15 protein-coding genes are annotated in these 19,792 nt (G+C 75.0%); 5 read left to right on the forward strand and 10 right to left on the reverse strand.

The genetic code is table 11. The features are described from left to right. Positions 1 to 62: 62 nt before the first annotated feature. The gene (locus tag IH44_RS0115530; RefSeq protein WP_030460137.1) at positions 63 to 1,280 is read left to right on the forward strand and encodes a YihY/virulence factor BrkB family protein; all 1,218 of its coding nucleotides are present in this window, start codon (positions 63 to 65) and stop codon (positions 1,278 to 1,280) included. 75 nt (positions 1,281 to 1,355) lie between these two features. Here the strand turns inward: IH44_RS0115530 and IH44_RS0115535 are convergent, their stop codons facing one another. Beyond that, a complete protein-coding gene (locus IH44_RS0115535; RefSeq protein ID WP_030460138.1) occupies positions 1,356 to 1,694 on the reverse strand; it encodes a hypothetical protein in 339 nt (112 codons plus the stop codon). Continuing rightward, positions 1,685 to 3,007: a hypothetical protein gene (locus tag IH44_RS0115540; protein ID WP_051816932.1), complete on the reverse strand. Its 1,323-nt coding sequence runs from the start codon at positions 3,005 to 3,007 to the stop codon at positions 1,685 to 1,687. Before IH44_RS0115540 ends, IH44_RS0115535 begins: the two co-directional genes overlap by 10 nt. Before the next feature lie 470 nt (positions 3,008 to 3,477). Here IH44_RS0115540 and rsgA point away from each other — a divergent pair, with 470 nt between their 5' ends. After that, positions 3,478 to 4,578: a ribosome small subunit-dependent GTPase A gene (gene rsgA, locus IH44_RS0115545; RefSeq protein WP_030460140.1), complete on the forward strand. Its 1,101-nt coding sequence runs from the start codon at positions 3,478 to 3,480 to the stop codon at positions 4,576 to 4,578. 490 nt (positions 4,579 to 5,068) lie between these two features. Here the strand turns inward: rsgA and IH44_RS0115555 are convergent, their stop codons facing one another. After that, positions 5,069 to 8,248 carry a BTAD domain-containing putative transcriptional regulator gene (locus IH44_RS0115555; protein ID WP_198544996.1) on the reverse strand — a complete coding sequence of 1,060 codons (3,180 nt, stop codon included), beginning with the start codon at positions 8,246 to 8,248 and terminating at the stop codon, positions 5,069 to 5,071. Positions 8,249 to 8,556: 308 nt separating this feature from the next. Here IH44_RS0115555 and IH44_RS0115560 point away from each other — a divergent pair, with 308 nt between their 5' ends. Beyond that, positions 8,557 to 10,644, forward strand: coding sequence for a tetratricopeptide repeat protein (locus IH44_RS0115560; protein WP_035955211.1), 2,088 nt, complete (start codon positions 8,557 to 8,559; stop codon positions 10,642 to 10,644). 7 nt (positions 10,645 to 10,651) lie between these two features. Here IH44_RS0115560 and IH44_RS0115565 read toward each other — a convergent pair whose 3' ends face one another. From IH44_RS0115565 to IH44_RS0115575, 3 genes are all read right to left on the reverse strand, one after another. Further along, positions 10,652 to 11,191, reverse strand: a complete 540-nt coding sequence (locus tag IH44_RS0115565; protein WP_030460143.1) for a methylated-DNA--[protein]-cysteine S-methyltransferase — start codon at positions 11,189 to 11,191, stop codon at positions 10,652 to 10,654. Further along, positions 11,188 to 12,774: a DNA-3-methyladenine glycosylase 2 family protein gene (locus IH44_RS0115570; protein ID WP_030460144.1), complete on the reverse strand. Its 1,587-nt coding sequence runs from the start codon at positions 12,772 to 12,774 to the stop codon at positions 11,188 to 11,190. The genes IH44_RS0115565 and IH44_RS0115570 overlap by 4 nt, the downstream gene beginning before the upstream one ends. 97 nt (positions 12,775 to 12,871) lie before the next feature. Further along, positions 12,872 to 13,378 carry a MarR family winged helix-turn-helix transcriptional regulator gene (locus IH44_RS0115575; RefSeq protein WP_030460145.1) on the reverse strand — a complete coding sequence of 169 codons (507 nt, stop codon included), beginning with the start codon at positions 13,376 to 13,378 and terminating at the stop codon, positions 12,872 to 12,874. Positions 13,379 to 13,620: 242 nt separating this feature from the next. On the opposite strand from IH44_RS0115575, the gene IH44_RS0115580 reads away from it, so the two are divergent. Then, on the forward strand, positions 13,621 to 15,048 hold the full coding sequence (locus IH44_RS0115580) for an MFS transporter (RefSeq protein ID WP_030460146.1): 1,428 nt from the start codon (positions 13,621 to 13,623) through the stop codon (positions 15,046 to 15,048). A 95-nt stretch (positions 15,049 to 15,143) separates the two neighbouring features. Here IH44_RS0115580 and IH44_RS0115585 read toward each other — a convergent pair whose 3' ends face one another. The 3 genes from IH44_RS0115585 to IH44_RS0115595 form a co-directional block, all read right to left on the reverse strand. Further along, positions 15,144 to 15,860, reverse strand: coding sequence for a DUF305 domain-containing protein (locus IH44_RS0115585; protein WP_035955217.1), 717 nt, complete (start codon positions 15,858 to 15,860; stop codon positions 15,144 to 15,146). Further along, positions 15,857 to 16,588, reverse strand: a complete 732-nt coding sequence (locus IH44_RS0115590; protein WP_030460148.1) for a DUF3105 domain-containing protein — start codon at positions 16,586 to 16,588, stop codon at positions 15,857 to 15,859. Before IH44_RS0115590 ends, IH44_RS0115585 begins: the two co-directional genes overlap by 4 nt. Before the next feature lie 112 nt (positions 16,589 to 16,700). After that, positions 16,701 to 17,210, reverse strand: a complete 510-nt coding sequence (locus tag IH44_RS0115595; protein WP_030460149.1) for a hypothetical protein — start codon at positions 17,208 to 17,210, stop codon at positions 16,701 to 16,703. A 312-nt stretch (positions 17,211 to 17,522) separates the two neighbouring features. Here IH44_RS0115595 and IH44_RS0115600 point away from each other — a divergent pair, with 312 nt between their 5' ends. Beyond that, the gene (locus IH44_RS0115600) at positions 17,523 to 19,091 is read left to right on the forward strand and encodes a protein phosphatase 2C domain-containing protein (RefSeq protein ID WP_030460150.1); all 1,569 of its coding nucleotides are present in this window, start codon (positions 17,523 to 17,525) and stop codon (positions 19,089 to 19,091) included. A 55-nt stretch (positions 19,092 to 19,146) separates the two neighbouring features. Here the strand turns inward: IH44_RS0115600 and IH44_RS0115605 are convergent, their stop codons facing one another. Beyond that, positions 19,147 to 19,752 carry a TetR/AcrR family transcriptional regulator gene (locus IH44_RS0115605; RefSeq protein WP_035955220.1) on the reverse strand — a complete coding sequence of 202 codons (606 nt, stop codon included), beginning with the start codon at positions 19,750 to 19,752 and terminating at the stop codon, positions 19,147 to 19,149. Positions 19,753 to 19,792 lie beyond the last annotated feature (40 nt).

Here is a 19,792-nt window from a genome sequence, read left to right on the forward strand (position 1 = left end):
CGGGGGTTCCGTTCCCGGCGGCGGCGCACGGGGCCCGCGGCCCGGGCCGATACCGTAGGGGCGTGCAAGCAGCAGGCAGTACCCCCCACCCGGCCGGAGGACCCGGGCCCGCCGGCGACCGGCCCTCCCGCCGCCGCGGCGGACGGCGCCGCGCCGCCAAGCGGAACACCTGGTACGGCACCGTGTGGGCGCTGGTGAAGGACACCACCAACACCTGCGTCGAGTACCGCGTCACCGGACTCGCGGCGGAGGCGGCCTTCTTCACCCTGCTGTCGATCCCGCCGCTGCTGCTCTGCCTGGCCGGCACCCTCGGCTACCTCGACGACATCCTCGGGGCCGGCACCATCAACAAGCTCAAGAACGACATCGTCTCAGCAGCTGGGACGGTGCTCTCACCGAGCTCCATCGACGAGATCGTCCAACCCCTGCTGCAGGACGTCTTCGACAGCGCCCGGCCGGACCTGATCTCGATCGGCTTCCTGCTCTCGCTCTGGTCCGGCTCCCGGGCGCTGTACATCTTCATCGACACCATCACCGTGATGTACGGCCTCGACGGCAAGCGCGGCCTGGTCAAGACCCGGCTGATGTCGCTCGGCCTCTACCTCGGCGCACTGGTGATCGGCTCCCTGGTGCTGCCGCTGCTGGTCGCCGGGCCCGGCCTGCTGATCAACACCTTCCCGAGCTGGACCGGGGCGATCACCAGCTTCTACTGGCCCGCCGCGATCGTCCTGCTGATCGTCTCCCTCACCACCCTCTACCACGTGGCCGTCCCGGTCTCCACGCCCTGGCGCGAGGACATCCCCGGCGCGCTGGTCGCCCTGCTGGTCCTGGTGGTCTGCAGCGTCGCCCTGCGGCTCTACCTGGTCAGCTCGGTCGAGGGCCACTCCGTCTACGGCTCGCTGGCCGCCCCCGTCGCCGTGCTGCTGTGGATCTTCGTGGTGGCGCTGGCCGTGCTCATCGGCGCCGCCATGAACGCCGCGATAGACCGCCGCTGGCCCACCGTCGAGACCGCCGACGCCCGCGCCGAGAACGAGCGCATCGCCGAGGACGCCGCCGTCCAGCGCGGCCGCGAGGCCGCCGCCCGCCGGGCCGCCGAACGCGCCGACCGGGCCCGCCAGTTCGGCCTCGCCGACGGCCACGACGAGGAACTCTTCGACGAGGACGAGGACGACGACGTCCCCAGCGAGTACCCGGAGCGCTGGGCCTCCTTCCTCCCCTACGGCGACGTCCGGCGCCGGATCGGCGGCGGGGGCGAGCGCCGCCGCCGCTCCGGGCCGTGAACGGCGGCCCCGGCCGCCGGGGTGGCGGGGCCGCCGCCGCCGTTGTTGCTGCTACTGCTACTGCTACTGCTACTGCTACTGCTGCTGATGCTGCGCGGCAGCGGACAGCAGGGCGTGCACCAGGGAACCGGCCAGCGCGGCCGGGTCGGGGGCGGCGGGGCCCGGGCGGAGGGTGAGCGTGCCGCCCCGGAAGCGGACCCGCACCAGGCCGTCCGGGCCGCGCAGCGCCAGCACCGCGCAGCCCGGGTGCCGCCGCCACACCTCCTCGTCCGACCCGTCCGGGTGCTCGCCGTGCAGCACGTCCGCCAGGTGCCGCACCCGGGCCGGTTCGTCCGTCCGGGCCGCCAGGTGCCGGTCGCACCGGGCCGGGACGCCCGGGGCGGCCGGGAGCCGGACCGTCACCGTCACCGCCATCGGCCGCCCCCGCTCCCTCTCCTGCTTCCGTTCCTGCTGTTGCTGTCGCTGCCGCTTCCGTCGGGCCGGTCGGGGCCGGTGAACAGCGGGGCGGGCGGGGGCAGTGGCGGTTCCGCGGCGGGGTGGGCGGGCTCGCCCAGGTCCAGCACCCGGTACAGCAGGCGGCGGATCCGGGGCAGGAACGCGCCCGGCTCGGAGGAGATCCGGGCCCCGATCGCCGCGTACGCCTCCGGCCGGTAGAGCCCGTCCGCGTACGCGAGCTGCCGGTCCAGCGGGTGCGCCGGGTCCAGCGCCGGGGCGGTGCGCGCCAGTTGGACGCCCGGCGAGTCCGGGTTGACGTTCCGGTGCGGGAACCGGGCCAGCAGGATCCGGGCCCCGGTGAGCGAGGCGTACAGCGTCACCGAGCCGTGGTCGCCGATCACGTAGTCGGCGGCCACCAGCAGCGGACGCCAGTCGGTCTGCGGGGCGACCAGCGCCACCGTCCCGCCGGACACCCCCTCCACCCAGCGGCGCACCTGCCAGCCGCCGTGCCCCGCCGTCACGTTGGGGTGCACCACCAGCGCCGTCCGGAAGCGTCCGGCGGGCAGCTCGCGCACCAGCCGGGGCAGCAGCGCGTCCAGCCCGCCGAACACCGAGTCCGGCCCCCAGGTCGAGCAGAGCAGCACCAGCCGCTCCCGCTCGCCCAGGCCCAGCGCCGCCCGGAACTCCGCCCGCCGGGGCAGTGCGGCGAGGATCCGGTCGTGGTCCCCGTCGCCGACCACCTCCGCGATCGGCACCACCTCCGGGCAGGACTGCTCCAGCGCCGCCAGGTCGTCCCGGTGCGCCAGCGCGTACGCCGCCGCGTTCGGGCGGCCCTCCCACAGCAGGTAGTTCCGGCCCAGGCCGGAGACCTCCCGCGGGCCGTTGCCGTTGCCGTTGCCGGCGCTACTGCTGGTGCTGTTGGCGTGCCGCTGCTCCCGGACGCCCGTCACCGAGCCCGCGGGCGGCAGCGCCCGGGCCAGCTTCAGGTGTCCGGCCCCGTGCGGCAGCCGCACCAGCGGGCCGCGGACCTGTTCGATCCCCTGCGAGCCGGCGGCCAGCACCAGGTCGAACTCGGTGGCCACCGCCTGCTCCCACGGCACCACCGTGCCGCCGAGCCCCATCAGGAACGCCGCCACCCCCTCGTTGAACGCGTGCGGCGCGACGGTGAACACCACCTGCACCCGCAGGTCCGCCGCCAGCAGCTCGCACACCTCGCGCAGCCGCTGCCCGTACACCACCGTGTGCACGACCGCCAGCACCCGCTTGCGGTCGAGCAGAGTCGCCCAGGACATCGGGCCTCCCCCCTTCCTTCCCGTTCTCCTCCCGGCCTTCCACCGGGACGGCGGGCCCCGTGCACCGCCGTCGGGGGAGGGATGTCCGGGCGCGGTGGCGGGACGGCTGGAGAACCCTTGCGCGGCTTGCGGAACCCTTGCGTCCGGCCGTAAGCCCCAACTTCCTTGCTGTGCAGGCGAGTTGACGACACCTCGCGGACCGGCGGAAATTCGGTGGCGCGGGTGACGGGAGGGGACTACCGTGGCGTCCGCCGATCGAGCGCACCCCGGGCGGGGTGGGCGAGGCGTGTCCGGAGAGGAAGGAGGTGAGGACCGTGAGGCCTGTTCTCGCAGGTGTTTTCCGCTGTGTTCAGAAGTCTGCCGAGTCCATTACCCCCTGGCCCCCGGCCCGCCGTCCTCCGGCGTCGCGCACCCGCTGACGCCCTCCGGCCGGGGCCGCCCGTTCCCTCGAAGGGTCCCCGTTGATCACCATGCAGGTCCCCACCCGCCCCTCCGCCCCCTCCCCGTCCGCCCACCCGCTGTCCGGGCTCGGCTGGACGGACGACCGGGCCGCCGCGTTCGCCCCGCTCGCCGCCACCGGGCTGCTGCCCGGCCGGATCGTCCGGATGGACCGCGGCAGCTGCGAAGTACTGCTCGTCGACCCCGGGAGCGGGGAGCCGGCCGTGCAGCGCGCCGCCACCCGCCCGGTCATGACGGCCGACACCGCGCACAACCCCTGTACGGGGGACTGGGTCGCGTTCGACCCGGCCGCCCGTCCCGCCCCCGCCCTCGCGGCGGTGCTGCCCCGCACCACCGCGATCATCCGCAAGGGCGCCCACAAGCGCTCCGAAGGCCAGGTCCTGGCCGCCAACGTCGACACCGTACTGATCGCCGTCTCGCTCGCCGCGGAACCCGATCCCGGCCGGATCGAGCGCCTGCTCGCCCTCGCCTGGGAGTCCGGGGCCGAACCGCTGATCGTCCTGACCAAGTCCGACCTGGTCCACGACGGCGACTTCGTCCGGGCGGACGTAGAGGCGATCGCACCCGGTGTCACCGTACTGACGGTCAGCGCCGAAACCGGCGAGGGGATGGACGAACTGCGTGCCCGGGCCACCGGCTCCTGCGCGCTGATCGGCCAGTCCGGCGCGGGCAAGTCCACCCTCACCAACGCCCTCGCCGAGACGTCCGCGATGACGGTCCAGCAGGTCCGTTCCGTCGACGAGAAGGGCCGTCACACCACCACCGTCCGCGAACTCGTCCCGCTCCCGGCCGGCGGCGCCGTCATCGACACCCCCGGCCTGCGCGGCGTCGGCCTCTTCGGCGGCGAGGGCATCGACCAGGCCTTCGCCGACATCAGCGCCCTCGCCGCCGACTGCCACTACACCGACTGCTCCCACCGCAGCGAACCCCGCTGCGCCGTCCGCACCGCCCTCGCCGACGGCACCCTGCCCGAACGCCGCTGGGAGAGCTACCTCAAGCTCCAGCGCGAGAACGACTGGATCGCCGCCCGCACCGACGCCCGCCTCCGCGCCGAACGCGCCCGCCACCGCAAGCACCTCACCAAGACCACCCGCACCCGCCCCAAGCCCTGACCCCGCGCCTCCGGGCCCCTCGCTTCCGGGCCCCGGGTCGTACCAACGGCCCCGATCTCCGCCGCAACCGGGGGCGGGAATCGGGGCCGCTGTTCTACCGGGTCAGACTGTGCCGCGCACGGCGGCTACTGGGCCGTGGGCCGTGCTGTCCGAGGGGAACTGGGCGATCGCCAGGTAGATGGGTATCCAGCCCAGGGTGACTGCCATTGCCACGAGCGTGATGTACGTGGACAAATTTCCCCTCCCCCTGGAGGGCTTGGGCGGGGGAGGGGCGGTTCGAGCAGTCAGACGTGCGCGATACATTTGCAGGTTCCGTTTGTGCGGGATCCGTGGCGTTCGAGAATCGACACCCTTGTCTCGAACAGGCTAGCCACGTCGTGGGTCGATCATCAAGTCCGGGTGATTGGAATCTCCCGTCCGCGATTCTCTGGAGGTGCCGTGAACTTGTCACCCCCGATGGATCTCGGTGCCCTCGATCGACTGGTTGTGTTCAATTTTGATCGCCTTGGGTCGATCTGGAATTCATTTGCTTCGGAATTGGGGCTTCGGCGAGGTCCGGCCAGTCGCGCCGGAGCAGCGATTCGGTCAGGTCGCCCAGGTTCGGAGCGGTCGCCTCCTCGGCGCGGGCGAGGCGGGAGCGGTCGGACGACTGTTCACCGCCTCCCTCGTCACGCGGGGTGGTACCGATGACGTCCTCCACCTGTTCCAGCCCTTGCCGGGCCTCCTGCTCCTCGTGTGCGGCGCCGATGCGGGCGGCCAGGCCGGCTGCGGTGAAGTACTGCCGGTGGGCCTCCGGGAGGTTGCCCGAAAGGCGGTGCACCAGGCCGAGTGCGTTGCGTGCGTCGATTTCGTGGCGGACGTCGTCGAGGAGCCCGAAGGTCCGGGCCGATGAATTCAGCAGTTCCGTCGCCAGCCGGGATTCCTCGGGAATGTCCAGGGTCAGTGCCAGATTGAGGCGGACGGCCGCGAGGTCGGCTTCGGAGAGATTTCCGCCGTCGAGTTCCAGCAGGGCTTCGAAGGACGTGCGGGCGGATTTCCGGTCGCCGGTGCTCAGGTGGATTCCGCCCAGGTTGTTCAGGAGCGAGCCGGTGCTGCGCTGATCGCCGATGCTCCGGAAAATCGGAAGTGCTTCCCGGAGGGACCGGACGGCGGATTCCTGGTCGCCGAGCAGGGTGTGGAAGACGCCCTGGTTGTTGAGGCTGCGGGCCAGCGGTCCCTCGTCGCCGATCGAGCGGCGCAGGGTCACCGCGGCGTGCTGGTACGTGAGGGCGGTCGCCGGGTCGCCGATCTGTCCGTGCAGTTCGGCGAGCCGGCTCAGTGCGTCGGCGTGGGCCGGGTCGTCGCCGGTGCGCCGGGCGAGGCCGAGGGCGCGTTCGGCGGCGTCGGCCGCGTCGGGGTAGCGAGCGAAGCGGATCAGGGTCCGGGCCAGGTCGAGCAGGGCGTGCGCCGCCCGTCGGGGGTCGTCCTGCGCGGGCCCGGCGGTGGCCGCGGCCTCCTGCATCCGGTGGGCCTCGTGCCACAGGCCGGCCGTGTCCAGGTGGGGGGCGAGCACGTGGGACAGCCAGCCGGCTTCGGAGATGTCGCCGTCCGCACGCAACTTCCCTTCCAGCGCGATGAATCCGGGAAGCTCGCGGCGCAGCCAGGCGGTGGCCGAGGCCTCGTCGGACCACTCCGGGGTGCCGGGCGGCGCTCCTTCGGCGAAATCGGGAAGGCCCGCCGGCGGTGGCAGCCGGAAACGCCGGGGCGAGCGGGTGTGGTCGAGGGCGACCAATGCGTCGGTGGCGAAGGCCGACAGTCTTCGGACCGTACGGGAATGATCTTCCGGCGGGTCTGTTCGGTTTGCCAGGATTCGGCCGAACTCGCTGATGAGATCGTGTATTTCGTATCTGCCGGGGGAGGGTTCGGACGCCAGGTGGACGGTCAGCAGTGCGTCGATGATGCGTTCCGTCGCCGCCACCGGGAGGCCGACCAGCGCAGCCGCCGTGTGCGGGCCGAACTCCCCGCCCGGGTACAGGCACAGGCGGCGGAACGCGGTCTGGTGATCAGCTGCCAGGGTTTGGTACGACATCATGAAGGCCCCCTCCAGGCTGCCGAGGTCGTTCCAGAGCTCGCCGATCCTGCCGTCCGCGCGGGAGAGTCGCCGGATGAGGTGTTCGAGGGTCCACGTCGGGTGCGCCCGGAAGCGGCTGGCGGCCAGGTCGAGGGCGAGCGGGTGTCCGCTGCACAACTCGGCCACCGCGGTCATCTCCGCGGCCTGTTCCGGTTCCGCGATCCGGCTCCCGCCCGCCAGCCTCCGGAACATCGCGCGGGACGCGGACGGGGACAGTCTGGTGAGGAGGACCGTGCGGACCGCGGGGAGTTCCGCCATCCGGTGGCGGCTGGTGACCAGGACGAAGGAGGGTGATGCGGCCGGCAGCAGCGGACGGACCTGGGCCGGGCCGGCGGCGTCGTCCAGCACCACCAGGGCGCGCCGGCCGGCCAGCAGTTCGCGGCACTCGGCGAGCAGTTCCTCCGGGTCGAGCGGGATCTGCTGGGCGGGTACGCCGAACTGCCGCAGCAGCGCGGTGGCGGCGCTCTCCGGACCGAGGGTCGACGTGCCGCCGGCGTGCGCGGCCAGTGGTACGAACACCTGGCCGTCCGGGAACTCCTCGCGCAGCAGGGCGGCCGCAGCCAGGGCGAGTCCGGTCTTGCCGGCACCCGGCATGCCGGAGACGGTCACCACCGTCAAGGGGGCGGGCCGCCCGCCGCCGGCCCGGTCCGGGTTCCGCGCGGCGTCCAGGACGGCGTTCAACTCCGATTCCCGGCCGATGAGTTCGGGAGCGGAGCGAAGGGTCGACGGAGGTGCGGAGGCGCCGTGGGCGGCCGATCTGCCGGCGGCCGCCGCCGGTCGGCGCAGCAGGTTGCCGACCGGCACCCGGTGCAGGAGTTGTTCGTTCAGCCGGTTCAGCGACTCGGCGGGGCCGGTCCCCAGGTCCTCCCGCAGCCTCCGCCGGACGTCGCGGTAGACGCTGAGCGCCTCGGCCAGCCGGTCGCAGCCGTACAGGGCGGTCATCAGCAGTGCCGAGACCCGTTCGTTCCACGGGTGGTCGGCGGCCAGCGCGATCAGCTCCGCGACCGCGTCGGCGAACCGGCCGAGGCGCAGTTCGATCTCGATGCGGGCGAGGGTGGCCGCCAGTTTCCGGTCGGCCAGCAGGACGCGGGTGGACTGTGCCCACTCGCCGGGGAGCCCGGCCAGCGGTTCGCCCTGCCAGACGTCCTCGGCCTCGCGCAGGAGGGTCCAGGCCCGGTGGTCCTGGCCCGCCTCGGCGAGGGTGCGGGCCCGGCCGGCCAGGGTGCGGAAGTGGTGCCAGTCGACCTGTTCGGGCCGGGCCTGCAGCGCGTACGTGCCGGCCTGGGAGACGATTTCGATCCGGGTGCCCGGCCGTCCCGGGGCCCCGGCGGCGGCCTCCCGGAGCACGGTGCGCAGCCGGGAGACGTAGCTCTGCAGGGTGGACGTGGCGCTGACCGGTGGTTCGCCGTCCCAGATCCGGTCGGCGAGGACGGCGGGCGAGAGCGGTTTTCCGAGGTCCAGGGCCAGGCCGGCCAACAGTATTCGCACCTTGTGCGAGCGGATCGTCAGCGGCGTCCCGTCGACCGCCAGCCCTATGGTCCCCAGAAGATGGATCTCCACCGAAAATGCCCCCTGTCGTCTGTTCCCCGGACGCGCAGGAGGCGAGCATGGCATGAGAGGGAACCGTCTGCTATACCACCGCACGGTTTCCTGAACTGCGGGTTTCCATGTTGTCCGGGCGAAAGGGAAACTGATGTGGTATAGGCGATCCGCCTGTGCTGCGTCCTTCTCCTGCGATCCGGTGTCCGCCCCACCAGGCCCGAGGAGGAGCAGAGTTGGCGCCCGAATCCGGCGTATCGCCGAACTCTCCAGCTCAGCAAGGCTCCGTTCGCCGCAACAGCGTCGAGGGGAACGCGACGATCAACGGAATGGCGCTCCAGGCCGATCGGATCGAAGGGGGCGTACACGTCTCCGTGCATGCTCCGGCGCAGCTTCCAGTACCCCATCAGCTTCCACCCGCCCCTGCGCACCTCCCCGGCCGACAGAGTGAACTGGCGGCGCTGGAACGGGCGTTGGGCGCCGAACGGCCCGCCGGTTCGCTCCTGGTCCTCAACGGGCCGGCCGGCGTCGGCAAGAGCGCCCTGGCCGTCAACTGGCTGCGCGCGCACCGCGACCGCTTCCCGGACGGCGCCTTCTACGCCGACCTGCGCGGCCACTCCTACGACGACCCGGCCGATCCGATCGAGGCGCTCGGCCGGTTCCTGCGCGCCCTGGGCCACACCGCGGTGCCCGCCGAACTCGCCGAGGCCAGCGCACTGTGGCGCTCCGCCACCGCCCGGATGCGGATCGCCGTCCTGCTCGACAGCGCGGTCGGCGCCGCCCAGGTCCGGCCGCTGATCCCGGCGGCGGCTGCCGCGGTGACGCTGGTGACCAGCCGCACCCGGCTCACCGGACTGGCCATGGACGGCGCCGGGTTCCTCACCGTCGGCCTGGTCGGGCCGGACGCCGCGAACGCCATCCTCGCCCAGCAGGTCGGGGCGGAGCGGATCGCCGCCGAGCAGTCGGCCGCCGACCAGGTGGTCACCCGCTGCGCGGGGCTGCCGCTGGCGATCTGCGTGGCCGGCGCCCGGATGGCGGCCCGCCCGCAGCAGCCGCTGGCCGCGACCGCCGAGGCGCTGCGCCGGGAGGGCGGCCGGCTGACCGCGCTGCGGCTGGACGGTGAGGCCGCCGTACGCGGCGTGCTGGACGCCTCCTACCGCGCGCTGGAACCGGCCGCCGCGCGGCTGTACCGGCTGCTCGGCCTGCTGCCGGTACCGGAGTTCACCCCCGAGGCGGCCGGTGCGGCCGGCGAGCTTTCCCGGGACGGGGCCGACGGCCTGCTCGACGCGCTGGCCGGGGTGCACCTGCTGGAGGAGCACGCCGCGGGCCGCTACCGCTTCCACGACCTGGTCCGGCTGCACGCCCGGGAGCGCGGCACCGCCGAGGAGCCGCCGGAGCAGGGCGGGGCAGCCGTCCGCCGGGTCGCCGAGCACTACCTGGCCGCGGCGACCGCCGCCGAGGCCCTGATCATGCCGAGCCACCGCTTCCTGCCCCGCGACTACCTCCAACCGCCGCTGCACGCACCGGAGTTCGTCGAGGAGTCGGAGGCGCTCGACTGGTTCGAGCGGGAGCGCGACCAGCTCGCCGCGGTACTCCGGGACGGTTCGCGGAACCGCCGGTACGGGCTGGTCTGGCAGTTGGCGGACGCGATGCAGCCGATGTTCATCCGGCTCCGCCCGCACGCCCTCCAACTGGAGGCCCACGCGCTGGGACTGGACGCGGCCAGGAAGAGCGGGGACCGGATCGCGGAGCAGTGGATGCTGACCTCCGGCGGGCAGGGGCTGCGCAGCGCCGGCCGGATCCGGGAGTCCGCCGACTGGTACGCCCGGGCCCTGGAGGTGTCCCGCGCCAACGGCGACGTGCTGGCCGAGGCGCAGTCCTGGACCGGGCTCGGGCACGCGCACCGCATCCTCGGCGAACTCGACTCCGCACGCACGCAGTTCGAGGCCGCGCTGCGCCTGCGCGAGTCGCTCGGCTACCGGCGCGGCGTCGGCCTGGTCCGGGTCGCGCTGGGCGAGGTGGCGGTGGACGCGGCCGACGAAGCCGGGGCCGTCCGCCACCTGTCCGCGGCCGTCGCCGACCTGATCGCCGCCGACGACCCGTACGAGGTCTCCCGGGCCCGGGCGGTCCGGGCCCGGGCGCACCTGCTGGCCGGCCGGTACGAGGAGGCCCGGGCGGACCTGGAGGCGGCCCGGGCCGGGTTCGTGGCAGCCGGATCCGCACACTGGCAGGCCCGCACCGACGAGGGACTCGGCGAACTGGCCCTCGCCCGAGGCGACTCGGCGGCCGCCCGGGAGCTGTTCGACACCGCGTACCGGGCGTACCAGCGGCTCGCCGCCCCCGACACCGCCCGGCTGGCCCGGCGGCTGGAGTCCCTGCCGTCCGACGCCTCTCCTCCTGCCGCGGAAGGGAGTTGACGGGCCGTCAGAACAGCCGGTCGCCGCTCTCGTGGGCCAGCAGCCAGCGCTTGGCGTCGATGCCCGCGGCGAAGCCGGTGAGGCTGCCGTTGGCGCCCATCACGCGGTGGCAGGGGCGGACGATCAGCAGCGGGTTGGCGCCGACCGCGCCGCCGACGGCGCGCACCGCGCGCGGGGACTGGCCCGCGGCGTCGGCGAGTTGGCCGTAGGTGAGGGTGGCGCCGTACGGGATGTCGTCCAGGGCGTCCCAGACCTGCTGCCGGAAGGCGGTGCCGACGGGGGCCAGCGGCAGGTCGAAGGTGGTGCGCTCACCGGCGAAGTAGGCGGTGAGCTGCTCGACGGCGGGGGCCAGGGCGTCGGCGTCGGGCCGCCAGTGGGCGGCGGGCTCGGCGAGCGCGCCCTTCTGGCCGGGGGCGGTGACGGCGGCCAGCGCGAAGCGGCCGTCGGCGTCGAGGGGGCCGCTGAGCAGCAGGGTGCCGAGCGGGCTGTCCATGGTGGTGAACACGGTGGTGGGAGCGGTGGCGGGCGTGGCGGGTGCGGTGGTCATGACTGGTCCTCGCGGGTCTTGCGGGTACGGGGGGTGGCGGCGTGGTGGTCGGCCGCGGCCGACCACAGGTGGTGCAGGGCGTAGGAGCGCCAGGGCGCCCAGCGGGCGGAGCGTCCGGCGGCGGAGCGCGGGTCGCCGTCCGCGCCGAGGGCGCGCAGGCCGTCGCGGACGCCGATGTCGGTGGGGAGGAACACGTCCGGGTCGGCCAGGGCGCGCATCCGCAGGTAGCCGACCGTCCACGGGCCGATGCCGGGCAGGGCGAGCAGTTCGGCGGCGGCCTGCTCGCGGTCGACGCCGGGGTCGAGCCGGACGGTGCCGTCGGCGAGCGCCGCGCACAGCCCGAGCAGGGCCCGGCGGCGGGACTGCGGCATCGCCAGGTGCTCCGGGTCGGCGGCGGCCAGCGCGGCGGCGGTCGGGAACAGCAGGCGCAGCCCGCCGTCGGCGGCCGGCAGCGCGGTGCCGTAGCGCTCGGCGAGCCGGCCGGCCAGGGTGCGGGCGGCGGCCACCGTGACCTGCTGGCCGAGCACCGCCCGGACGGCGAGCTCGTGCGGGTCGACGTGGCCGGGCGAGCGCAGCCCGGGCCGGGCGGCCGCCAGCGGGGCCAGCAGGGGGTCGGCGGCCAGCCGGGCGTCCACCGCGTCCGGGTCGGCGTCCAGGTCGAACAGGGCGCGCAGCCGGTGCACGGCCGTGGTCAGGTCGCGCAGGTCGGTGAGGGTCAGCCGGCAGTCCAGCCAGCCCCGGTCCGGCCGGTCGCCGGGGGCGAGCCCGTCCACCTCGGCCAGGCCGTGCCCGTACGGGAGGGACAGCGTGCGCCGGTAGCTGCGGGTGCCGGGGCGCGGGCCGGGGACGACCTCCTCGACGCCCGGGACGGCCCGCAGGCCGAGGAAGTCCAGCAGGTGGCCGGTGTCGATCGCGCCCCGGTAGGCCAGCCGCAGGCCGAGCATGCCGCCGCCGACCGGGGTGCGGCGGTGGCCGCCGTGCTCGGTGCGCAGCGTGGACGGGGTGCGGTCGTACACCTCGCGGATGGTGTCGTTGAACTGCCGGACGGAGGCGAAGCCGGCCGCGAACGCCACGTCGGTGACCGGCAGTTCGGTGGTCTGCAGGAGCAGCCGGGCGGTCTGCGCGCGCTGCGCCCGGGCCAGCGCGAGCGGGCCCGCGCCGAGCTCGGCGGTCAGCTGCCGCTGGAGCTGGCGGGCGCTGTAGCCGAGCCGGGACGCCAGTCCGGCGACGCCCTCCCGGTCGACCACGCCGTCCCCGATCAGCCGCACGGCGCGGCCGACCAGGTCGGCCCGGTGGTTCCACTCGGGCGAGCCCGGCACCGAGTCCGGCCGGCAGCGCCGGCAGGCCCGGTAGCCGGCGCCCTGGGCGGCGGCCGCGGTCGGGTAGAAGGTGCAGTTGGTGCGCTTGGGGGTGGTGGCCGGGCAGCTCGGACGGCAGTAGATGCCGGTGGTCCGCACCGCCGTGAAGAACACCCCGTCGAAGCGGGCGTCCCGGCTGTCCACGGCCCGGTACCTGGTCTCGTCGTCGATCACGCCTTCCAGTCTGCGCGATCGCGGGGACACCGACTGGCGGGAATCGGACATCGCCGTGGACGCCCCTGACGCCGTGGACGCCCCTGACGCCGACGAGCGGGCCGTCGGCGAGCGGGCCGTCGGCGGAGCGGGCCTCGGCGAGCGGGCCTCAGCGGAGCGGGTCGGTGCCCGCGAGGGAGTGGGCGAGGCGGTCGAGGCCGGGGAGGGCGCGCATGACGGCTTCGCGGTCGGTGGGGGTGAGGCTTTCGAGGGCGGTGGCGAGGCGGCGTTCGTGGGCGCTCTGCCAGTCGCGCAGCTGCTGGTGGCCGGCCTCGGTGAGGGCGATCCGGGCGGTGCGGCGGTCGCCCGGGTCGGGCTGGCGGTCGACCAGGCCGGCCTCCAGCAGTTTGGAGATGAGGCCGCTGACGGTGTTGGGGGCGAGGCGCTGGCGGGCGGCCAGCTCGCCGACCCGCAGGGGGGAGGCGGCCAGGGTCTGGAGCAGTTCGACCTGGGCCATCGGCAGCGCCTCCCAGGGGAACTCGGAGCGGATGGAGCTCCGCAGCGCCCGGCGCAGGCGGGTGATCACGTCGGTGAGCTGCTGCGCCCCGGCGAGCGTGTCGGCGCCCGCGGCCGCGGGTCCGGTCGGCGGCGGGAGCGGCTGGGGCTGCGAAGACATGGCGGACAGCGTAGCGTCCGGCCACCCGCGGGCTACCGGGTGTCCACCCGTCGACCGGCCGAAACACCGTGCCGGGCGGGGGGAGGGATCGGTAAGGGAAACCGGGGATCGGTAAGGGGAACCGGGGAGCGGTGAAGGGGAGGGGAAGGCGAGGGGAAAGGCGGCGGAAGAGCGGCGGGCGGATCGGTCGGGTCCCGAAACGCTCCTTGAGCGATTATGTCGGAAGCAGATATGTTCGCCCCATGGCTGAACCCGCGGTCGCCTCCCGGCTGCTCGACACCCTGCAACTGGCCGAACGCCCCCGCCCCCGGGCCGTCGCGCGCTGGCCGCACGCGCACTGGCTGGCGGTCGGCACCGTCTGCCTGGGCGCGTTCCTGGGCCAACTCACCGCCAGCGTCACCTCGTTGGTCTTCCCCGCGCTGGAAGGCCACTTCGACGCCTCGTTCGCCGCCGTCGAGTGGGTCTCGCTGGCGTACCTGCTGGTGCTGGTCGCGCTGCTCGCCCCGGTCGGGCGGCTGTCGGACCTGGTCGGCCGGAAGACGATGTACCTGGGCGGGTTCGCGGTGTTCGCGCTGGCCTCGCTGGGCGCCGGGCTGGCCGGGAACCTGGCGGTCCTGGTGGCCTGCCGGGCCGTGCAGGCCGTCGGCGGCGCGATGATGCAGGCCAACAGCGTCGCCCTGGTGGCCCGCGGCGTACCCGAACGGGCGATGCGCACCGCGCTCGGCGTGCAGGCCGCCGCCCAGGCGCTCGGCCTGGCGCTCGGCCCGACCCTCGGCGGGCTGCTGGTCGCGCACGCGTCCTGGCGCTGGGCGTTCTGGGTCAACGTGCCGATCGGCGTGCTGGGCATGCTGGCGGGCTGGTTCCTGCTGCCGCGCACCTTCCCCGACGGCCGCTGCCCGGCCCGGACGGCGGACCGCGAGGGACGCTTCGACCTGGCCGGACTGCTGCTGCTGGCCGGCTCCTCCACCGCGCTGCTGCTCGCCCTCTCGGCCGCCTCCGGCCTGTCGTTGCCCGGCTGGGCGGTCGCCGGGCTGCTGGCCGCGGGCGCCGTTGCCACGTTCGCCCTGGTCCGGCAGGAGCGCCGGGCCGACCGTCCGATCATCCCGCCCGGACTGGTCAACACCCCCGGCATCCGGGCCGGCCTGCTGGTCGCCCTGGTCGGCTACCTGCTGCTGTTCTGCCCGCTGGTGCTGGAACCCGTCGTGCTGGCCGGACGCGGCACCACCGCCACCGCCGCGGGCGCCGCGATCACCGCGCTGCCCGCCGCGTTCGCGCTCGCCGCCACCGCCGGCGGCGCGCTGCTGCCCGGCCGCTGGAGCGACGCCGCCCGCTGCCGCTGCGGCGCGCTCACCGCCGCCGCCGGACTGCTCGCCCTCGCCCTGCTGCCCGCCCCCGGCCCGTGGACCACGGCCGCGCCGCTGCTGCTCACCGGCTACGGCCTCGGGCTGCTGCTGCCCGCCAACAACGCCCTGGTGATGCGGGCGATCCCCGCGCAGAGCTCGGCCGTCGGCGGCGGGCTGGTCAACATGGTGCGCAGCCTCGGCACCGCGCTGGGCACCGCGCTCCCGGTGCTGGCCGTCCACCAGGCCGGTGCGGCGGCGGGCGGCCGCGCCGTCCTGCTGCTGCTCGCGGTGGTCGCGGCGCTGGCGGTCCGGCTCTGCCGGGGCTGAGTCGCCCGACCCGACGCCGGAGGGCGCCGTCCCGGGGGAAGCGAACCCCTGGGCGGCGCCCTCCGGCGCATCGGCCGCGCCCGGTGCCTACCGGCTCAGGCGGCCGGCTGCGCGCCGCGCTCGGCGAGCATGTCCGTCATCAGCTGGATCTCGGCGTGCTGCGCGTCGACCATGCCCTGGGCGAGCCGCTTCTCCGGGGCGTTGCGCCCCGCGTCCACGTACGCCTGGGCCATCTCGGCGCCCGCCTTGTGGTGCTTGATCATCAGCTGCAGGTAGTACACCTCGGCGTCCTGGCCGCTGAGCGAACGGAGCCGGTCCAGCTCGGTGTTGGTCGCCATGCCGGGCATCAGCGAGCCGTCGTGCGCCTCGTACGGGTGGTTCATCCAGGTCATCGGCTTGGCGGTGGTGCTCTGCGACAGGCCCCACTGGTCGAGGAAGCCCATCAGCATGCCGCGCTGGTTGGCCTGCGTGTTGATGATGTCGAACGCGAAGCCCCGCACCTCCTCGCTCTGGGTGCGGTCCCGGATGATGAACGACATGTCGATGGCCTGCTGGTGGTGCGTGGCCATGTCGCGGGCGAACCCGGCCTCCGCCGAGTCGGTGGCCGGCGCGGCGGCCGTCGGGCTGCCGGACGCCGGGGTGCTGCCGGAGACCAGCGCGGGAACGCCGAGCCCCAGGGCGACCACGGCCGCGAGCGCGGCGGGCCACCAGAACCGCCGCCGCCCGCGCGGGGCGGCCGGCAGCTCCTCCTCGAACTCCACGTGCTCCTCGAACTCCGGCTGCCCGCCGCCGTCGGCGGGGGCCGCGGTCACATCTGCCCCGAGCTGCAGCTCGCGCCCTGCTCCAGGGTCTGCGGGCCCTGCACGAACTTGGCGAAGAAGGTCTCGACCCGCGGGTCGCTGGCGGAGTCCACCACCAGCTGGTTGCTCCACGCGGTCAGCGTGATGGTGCCCGGCTCGTCCGGGTACGGGCTCATCAGGCTGTACGGGGTGGCCTTGACCTTGTCGCTGAGGGTCTTGATGTCCTCGGGGGTGGCCTTGCCGTTGTAGGTGACCCAGACCGCGCCGTGCTCCAGCGAGTGGACGGCGTTCTCGTTGCGGACCGGCTTGTCGTAGACGTTGCCCATGCAGGTCTGCCAGACCGGGTCGTGGTCGCCGCCGACCGGCGGGGTCTGCGGGTACTTCACCTCGGTCTTGACGTGGTTCTGGGTGAGCTTGCCGAAGGTCTGCAGGCCCGGGATGTCGGCCTTCGCGGCGTCGTCCTTGGCCTTCTGCGCGGCCTCGGCCGCGGCGGTGGCCGCCGCCTTCTTCTTGTCGCTCTTGTCCTTGGAGTCCATCACCAGCCAGCTGCCGCCGCCGATCATGGCGAGCAGCAGGACGGACGAGATGCCGATGGTGATCGTCTTGTTGCGGCGCTCGCGGCGCTGCTCGATGGCGCGCAGCTCGGCGATCCGGGCCCGGCGGTCGGCCTGCTGGGCGGCCTTGCTGCCCGGCTTGGGCTGCTTGCCGGTGGGGTTGGACTGCTTGGAGGCGGAACCCATGGATGTCTTCCTTGTCCCCGCCGTGGCTGGCACGGCGGTCTGCGGTGGGGTGGGGGCAGCGGAGCCGCCGACCTCCCCGCGCGGCGGGGCGTCGGTCGGCGGTGGGTTCCGCTCAGGACCGGTGAACCTGCAGGACGTGCAGGTCGGGCGCGTGGTGCGACCCGGTCGGTGCGCCGCAGGCCGAAGCGGCGGGCGTCACCGGCGGGGCGACCAGGCGCGGTCGGACGGCCGTGCCGGGCTCCGGCGGCGCGTTCGGCAGGTGCGACTCCGGGCCGCAGAAGGGATGGCTGGAGCAGCCGTGGCCGGGCACCGGGCCGGGGTTGTCCGCGGTGCACAGGATGAACGCCGCACCGGGCGCCTCCCCGGCCGCGACCGGCAGCACCGTCGCCGGCCCGTGGTGCGACGCCGTCGCACCCGCCCGCACCGGGGTCGCCGTCCGGGACGCCCCGGCGGCCGGGTCCGCGCCGGGCGCCGTCCGCTGCGGCGCGGACGCGCCGGGGGCCTCCTGGCCGGCCGGCGGGGAGCTCAGCGGCCGGGCGCTCGCGGCGGTCGCCGCGCAGGGCAGCAGCGCGAGCAGCGCGGCCAGCAGCAGGGACCACAGCACCGCCACCGGACGGAGCACCGCGACTGCGGGCCCTCCGGGGCGAGTACGAGATCCTGGCGCGGCCATGCGCACATATTAATCAGCCGATCGGGTGAAGCGATGCCCCCCTTGGGCTCTCATTTTCCGGACGAACGCCCCGCCACCCCGTCCCCGAAGCCCCTGTTGGAACCCGTTTGACCCCGTACCGCCGCCCCGTCGCCACCGCCGCGCCACCCGTGGCCGGAACCCCTCCCCGGACGTCCGCGCGATGTTCCGAATCCCGGACACCGTCGTTGTCCTTCGGAAGAATGACGTGACGTCCGGCCCCCCTCACGGATCAGGAGCGGTCAGTTGAACGAGCAGGGCCCGCCCAGGCAGCCCCGTCCCGACGACGCCTGGTGGCACACCGTCTACGCGGGCCCCGCCGGCACCCTCCCCGACACCCCCGCCGCGAACACCGGCGCCGACACCGGCACCGTCGACGACTGGTTCACCACCGCCGCCGGACTGATCGCCCCGCAGCGCCGCCCCGAACAGGAGGCGCCGGCGCCGGAACCCGAGGCGCCGGGATCGGGGGCGCCGGAACCGGAGCGCGCGGCGGAGGCGGTGGAGTTCGCGGAGGCGCCGGTCGAACCGCAGCCGGGGCCGACGCCGCGCAGCTGGGCCGAGGCCGCCTGGCCCGAGCTCCAGCCGAACCTCTCGAAGGAACCGGCCGCCCCGGCCCCGACGCTGACGGATCTTCCGACGGCCCCGCCGGAACCCTCGCCGGAGCCTGAACCCGAGCCTGAGCCTTTGCCCGAACCCGAACCCGAACCCGAACCCGACCCCGAATCCGAACCGGAAGCGGTGACCGGGCCCGAGCCCGAGCCCGCGCCGACACCGGAGCCGACCCCCGCTCCGCCCCCCGCCCCCGCCCCCGCGCCGACGGTCGTGGTGGGGCCCCCGCCGCCGGACCGGGCCGCGCCCTGGTCGGGGCGTCCGCAGGCGCCGGCCGTGCCGCACGTGGGGGAGCGGCCCCCGACGTACGCGCCGGAGCCGACCAGCCTGCCCGCCGCCGATCCGGCCGGGCTGGCGGCGCTGGTGCCCGACACCGCGATCGACGGCGCCGGGTTCGCGGGGACCACGCTGCGGGCGGTGTCGATCCGCGGGGATTCGGCCCGCTACCGGGGCGAGCCGCGCACCGACGCGCTGCTCACCGTCCGGTTCGGCGAGGGCGAGGAGGCGCTGGTGCTCGCGGTGCTGGCCGCGCCCGCGCGCCGGGCCAACGCCCAGTGGGGGTCGGTCGCGGCGGCCGAGTCGGCCCGGCAGCTGGCGGCCGCGATCGGCCGCAGCCGGGCCGAACTCGCCGCCGACCTGCGGGCCGGGGCCCGCGACCGGCTGCGCTACGGGTTGCAGCGGATCGCCCTCCAGGCGGCGGTGCAGCTGCGCAGTGCCGCGGAGCAGGCCGCCCAGGACGGGGACAGGGACGGGGACGGGGACGGGCCGGCCGGCCTGCCGCCCGAGGAGACCGCCTCGCTGCACTGCCTGCTGATGTCCGCGGACCCGGCGGCGACTCACCGGGCCGCGTTCGGCACCGGCCCCGGCGGGCTGTACCTGCTGCGCTCCGGGCACTGGATCGACGCCTACGCCGCGCGGCTGCTGCACCACCCGGACGGGCAGCCCCCGCTCCCGCCGGCCTCGATGCCCGCGCCCCGGCCGTTCCGCTTCCGCCTGGTCCCGGCGACCTCCGGCGACATCCTGCTGCTGTGCACCCCGGGCCTGGCCGCCCCGATCGCCGAGGAGCCCGCCGTGGCGCACTTCCTGTCCAGCCACTGGGCCCACCCGCACCCGCCGGGCACGGTCGACTTCCTCCGCCAGATCCAGGTCCGCGCCAAGGGCTACGCGGACGACCGCACCGCGGCCGCGGTCTGGACGGAGTAGGACGGAGTAGGGCGGGGTAGGGCGGAGTAGGGCGGGGCCCGGCGGACGGCGGCCGCTACGCGGGCAGCCCCAGCAGGGCGCGCGCGGCGGAGCCGGCCTGGGCGAGGGCGTCCTCGCGGGTGGTGGCGGGCAGGCCGATGGCGAGCGGGACGGCGAGGCCGTCGAGCAGGGCGCGCAGTTGGGCGGCGCGGGCGGGGGTGGTGCCGGCGGCCGGGAGGAGGCCGGTGGCGCGGCCCTCGGCGAGGAGCGCGGCGAGGTCGTCCTGCCAGGGGGTCTCGATGTCGAGCTGGCCCTGGCGGAGCTCCGCGGTGCCGGGGGAGCGGCTCCACACCTCGATCCACAGGATCCACCGGGGGTCGCCGGGGCCCTCGGGGAGGTAGAGCTCCAGGTAGCGGTCGAGCCGGTCGAGGACGGGGACCTCGCGGCGGGCGAGTTCGCGGCTGCGGCGCTCGCCGAGCTGGGCCTCGCTCCAGCGCAGGGTCTCCAGCAGGAGCTGGTCCTTGCTGCCGAAGTAGTAGAGGAGGTGGCCGGCGCTCATGCCGAGCTGTTCGCCGAGGCCGGCCATGGTGAGCCGGGCGAGGCCGTGTTCGGCGATCGCGGTGCGGGCGGCGGCGTAGACCTCTTCGCGGGGGCGCGCCGGGCGGCGGGTGCGGGGCGCCATCCGTACTCCTCGGTGTGGTGCTGTGCGGGGTCCGGTTCCG

The sequence above is a fragment of the Kitasatospora sp. NRRL B-11411 genome (assembly GCF_000721345.1).
Lineage (GTDB): Bacteria > Actinomycetota > Actinomycetes > Streptomycetales > Streptomycetaceae > Kitasatospora > Kitasatospora cineracea.

Coding starts and splice junctions, on each gene's coding strand:
- IH44_RS0115535 (WP_030460138.1), bottom strand. CDS start 1,694: ATGGCGGTGACGGTGACGGTCCGGCTCCCGGCCGCCCCGGGCGTCCCG.
- IH44_RS0115580 (WP_030460146.1), top strand. CDS start 13,621: ATGGCTGAACCCGCGGTCGCCTCCCGGCTGCTCGACACCCTGCAACTG.
- IH44_RS0115590 (WP_030460148.1), bottom strand. CDS start 16,588: ATGGGTTCCGCCTCCAAGCAGTCCAACCCCACCGGCAAGCAGCCCAAG.
- IH44_RS0115605 (WP_035955220.1), bottom strand. CDS start 19,752: ATGGCGCCCCGCACCCGCCGCCCGGCGCGCCCCCGCGAAGAGGTCTAC.
- rsgA (WP_030460140.1), top strand. CDS start 3,478: ATGCAGGTCCCCACCCGCCCCTCCGCCCCCTCCCCGTCCGCCCACCCG.
- IH44_RS0115575 (WP_030460145.1), bottom strand. CDS start 13,378: ATGTCTTCGCAGCCCCAGCCGCTCCCGCCGCCGACCGGACCCGCGGCC.
- IH44_RS0115560 (WP_035955211.1), top strand. CDS start 8,557: ATGGCGCTCCAGGCCGATCGGATCGAAGGGGGCGTACACGTCTCCGTG.
- IH44_RS0115565 (WP_030460143.1), bottom strand. CDS start 11,191: ATGACCACCGCACCCGCCACGCCCGCCACCGCTCCCACCACCGTGTTC.
- IH44_RS0115570 (WP_030460144.1), bottom strand. CDS start 12,774: ATGTCCGATTCCCGCCAGTCGGTGTCCCCGCGATCGCGCAGACTGGAA.
- IH44_RS0115540 (WP_051816932.1), bottom strand. CDS start 3,007: ATGTCCTGGGCGACTCTGCTCGACCGCAAGCGGGTGCTGGCGGTCGTG.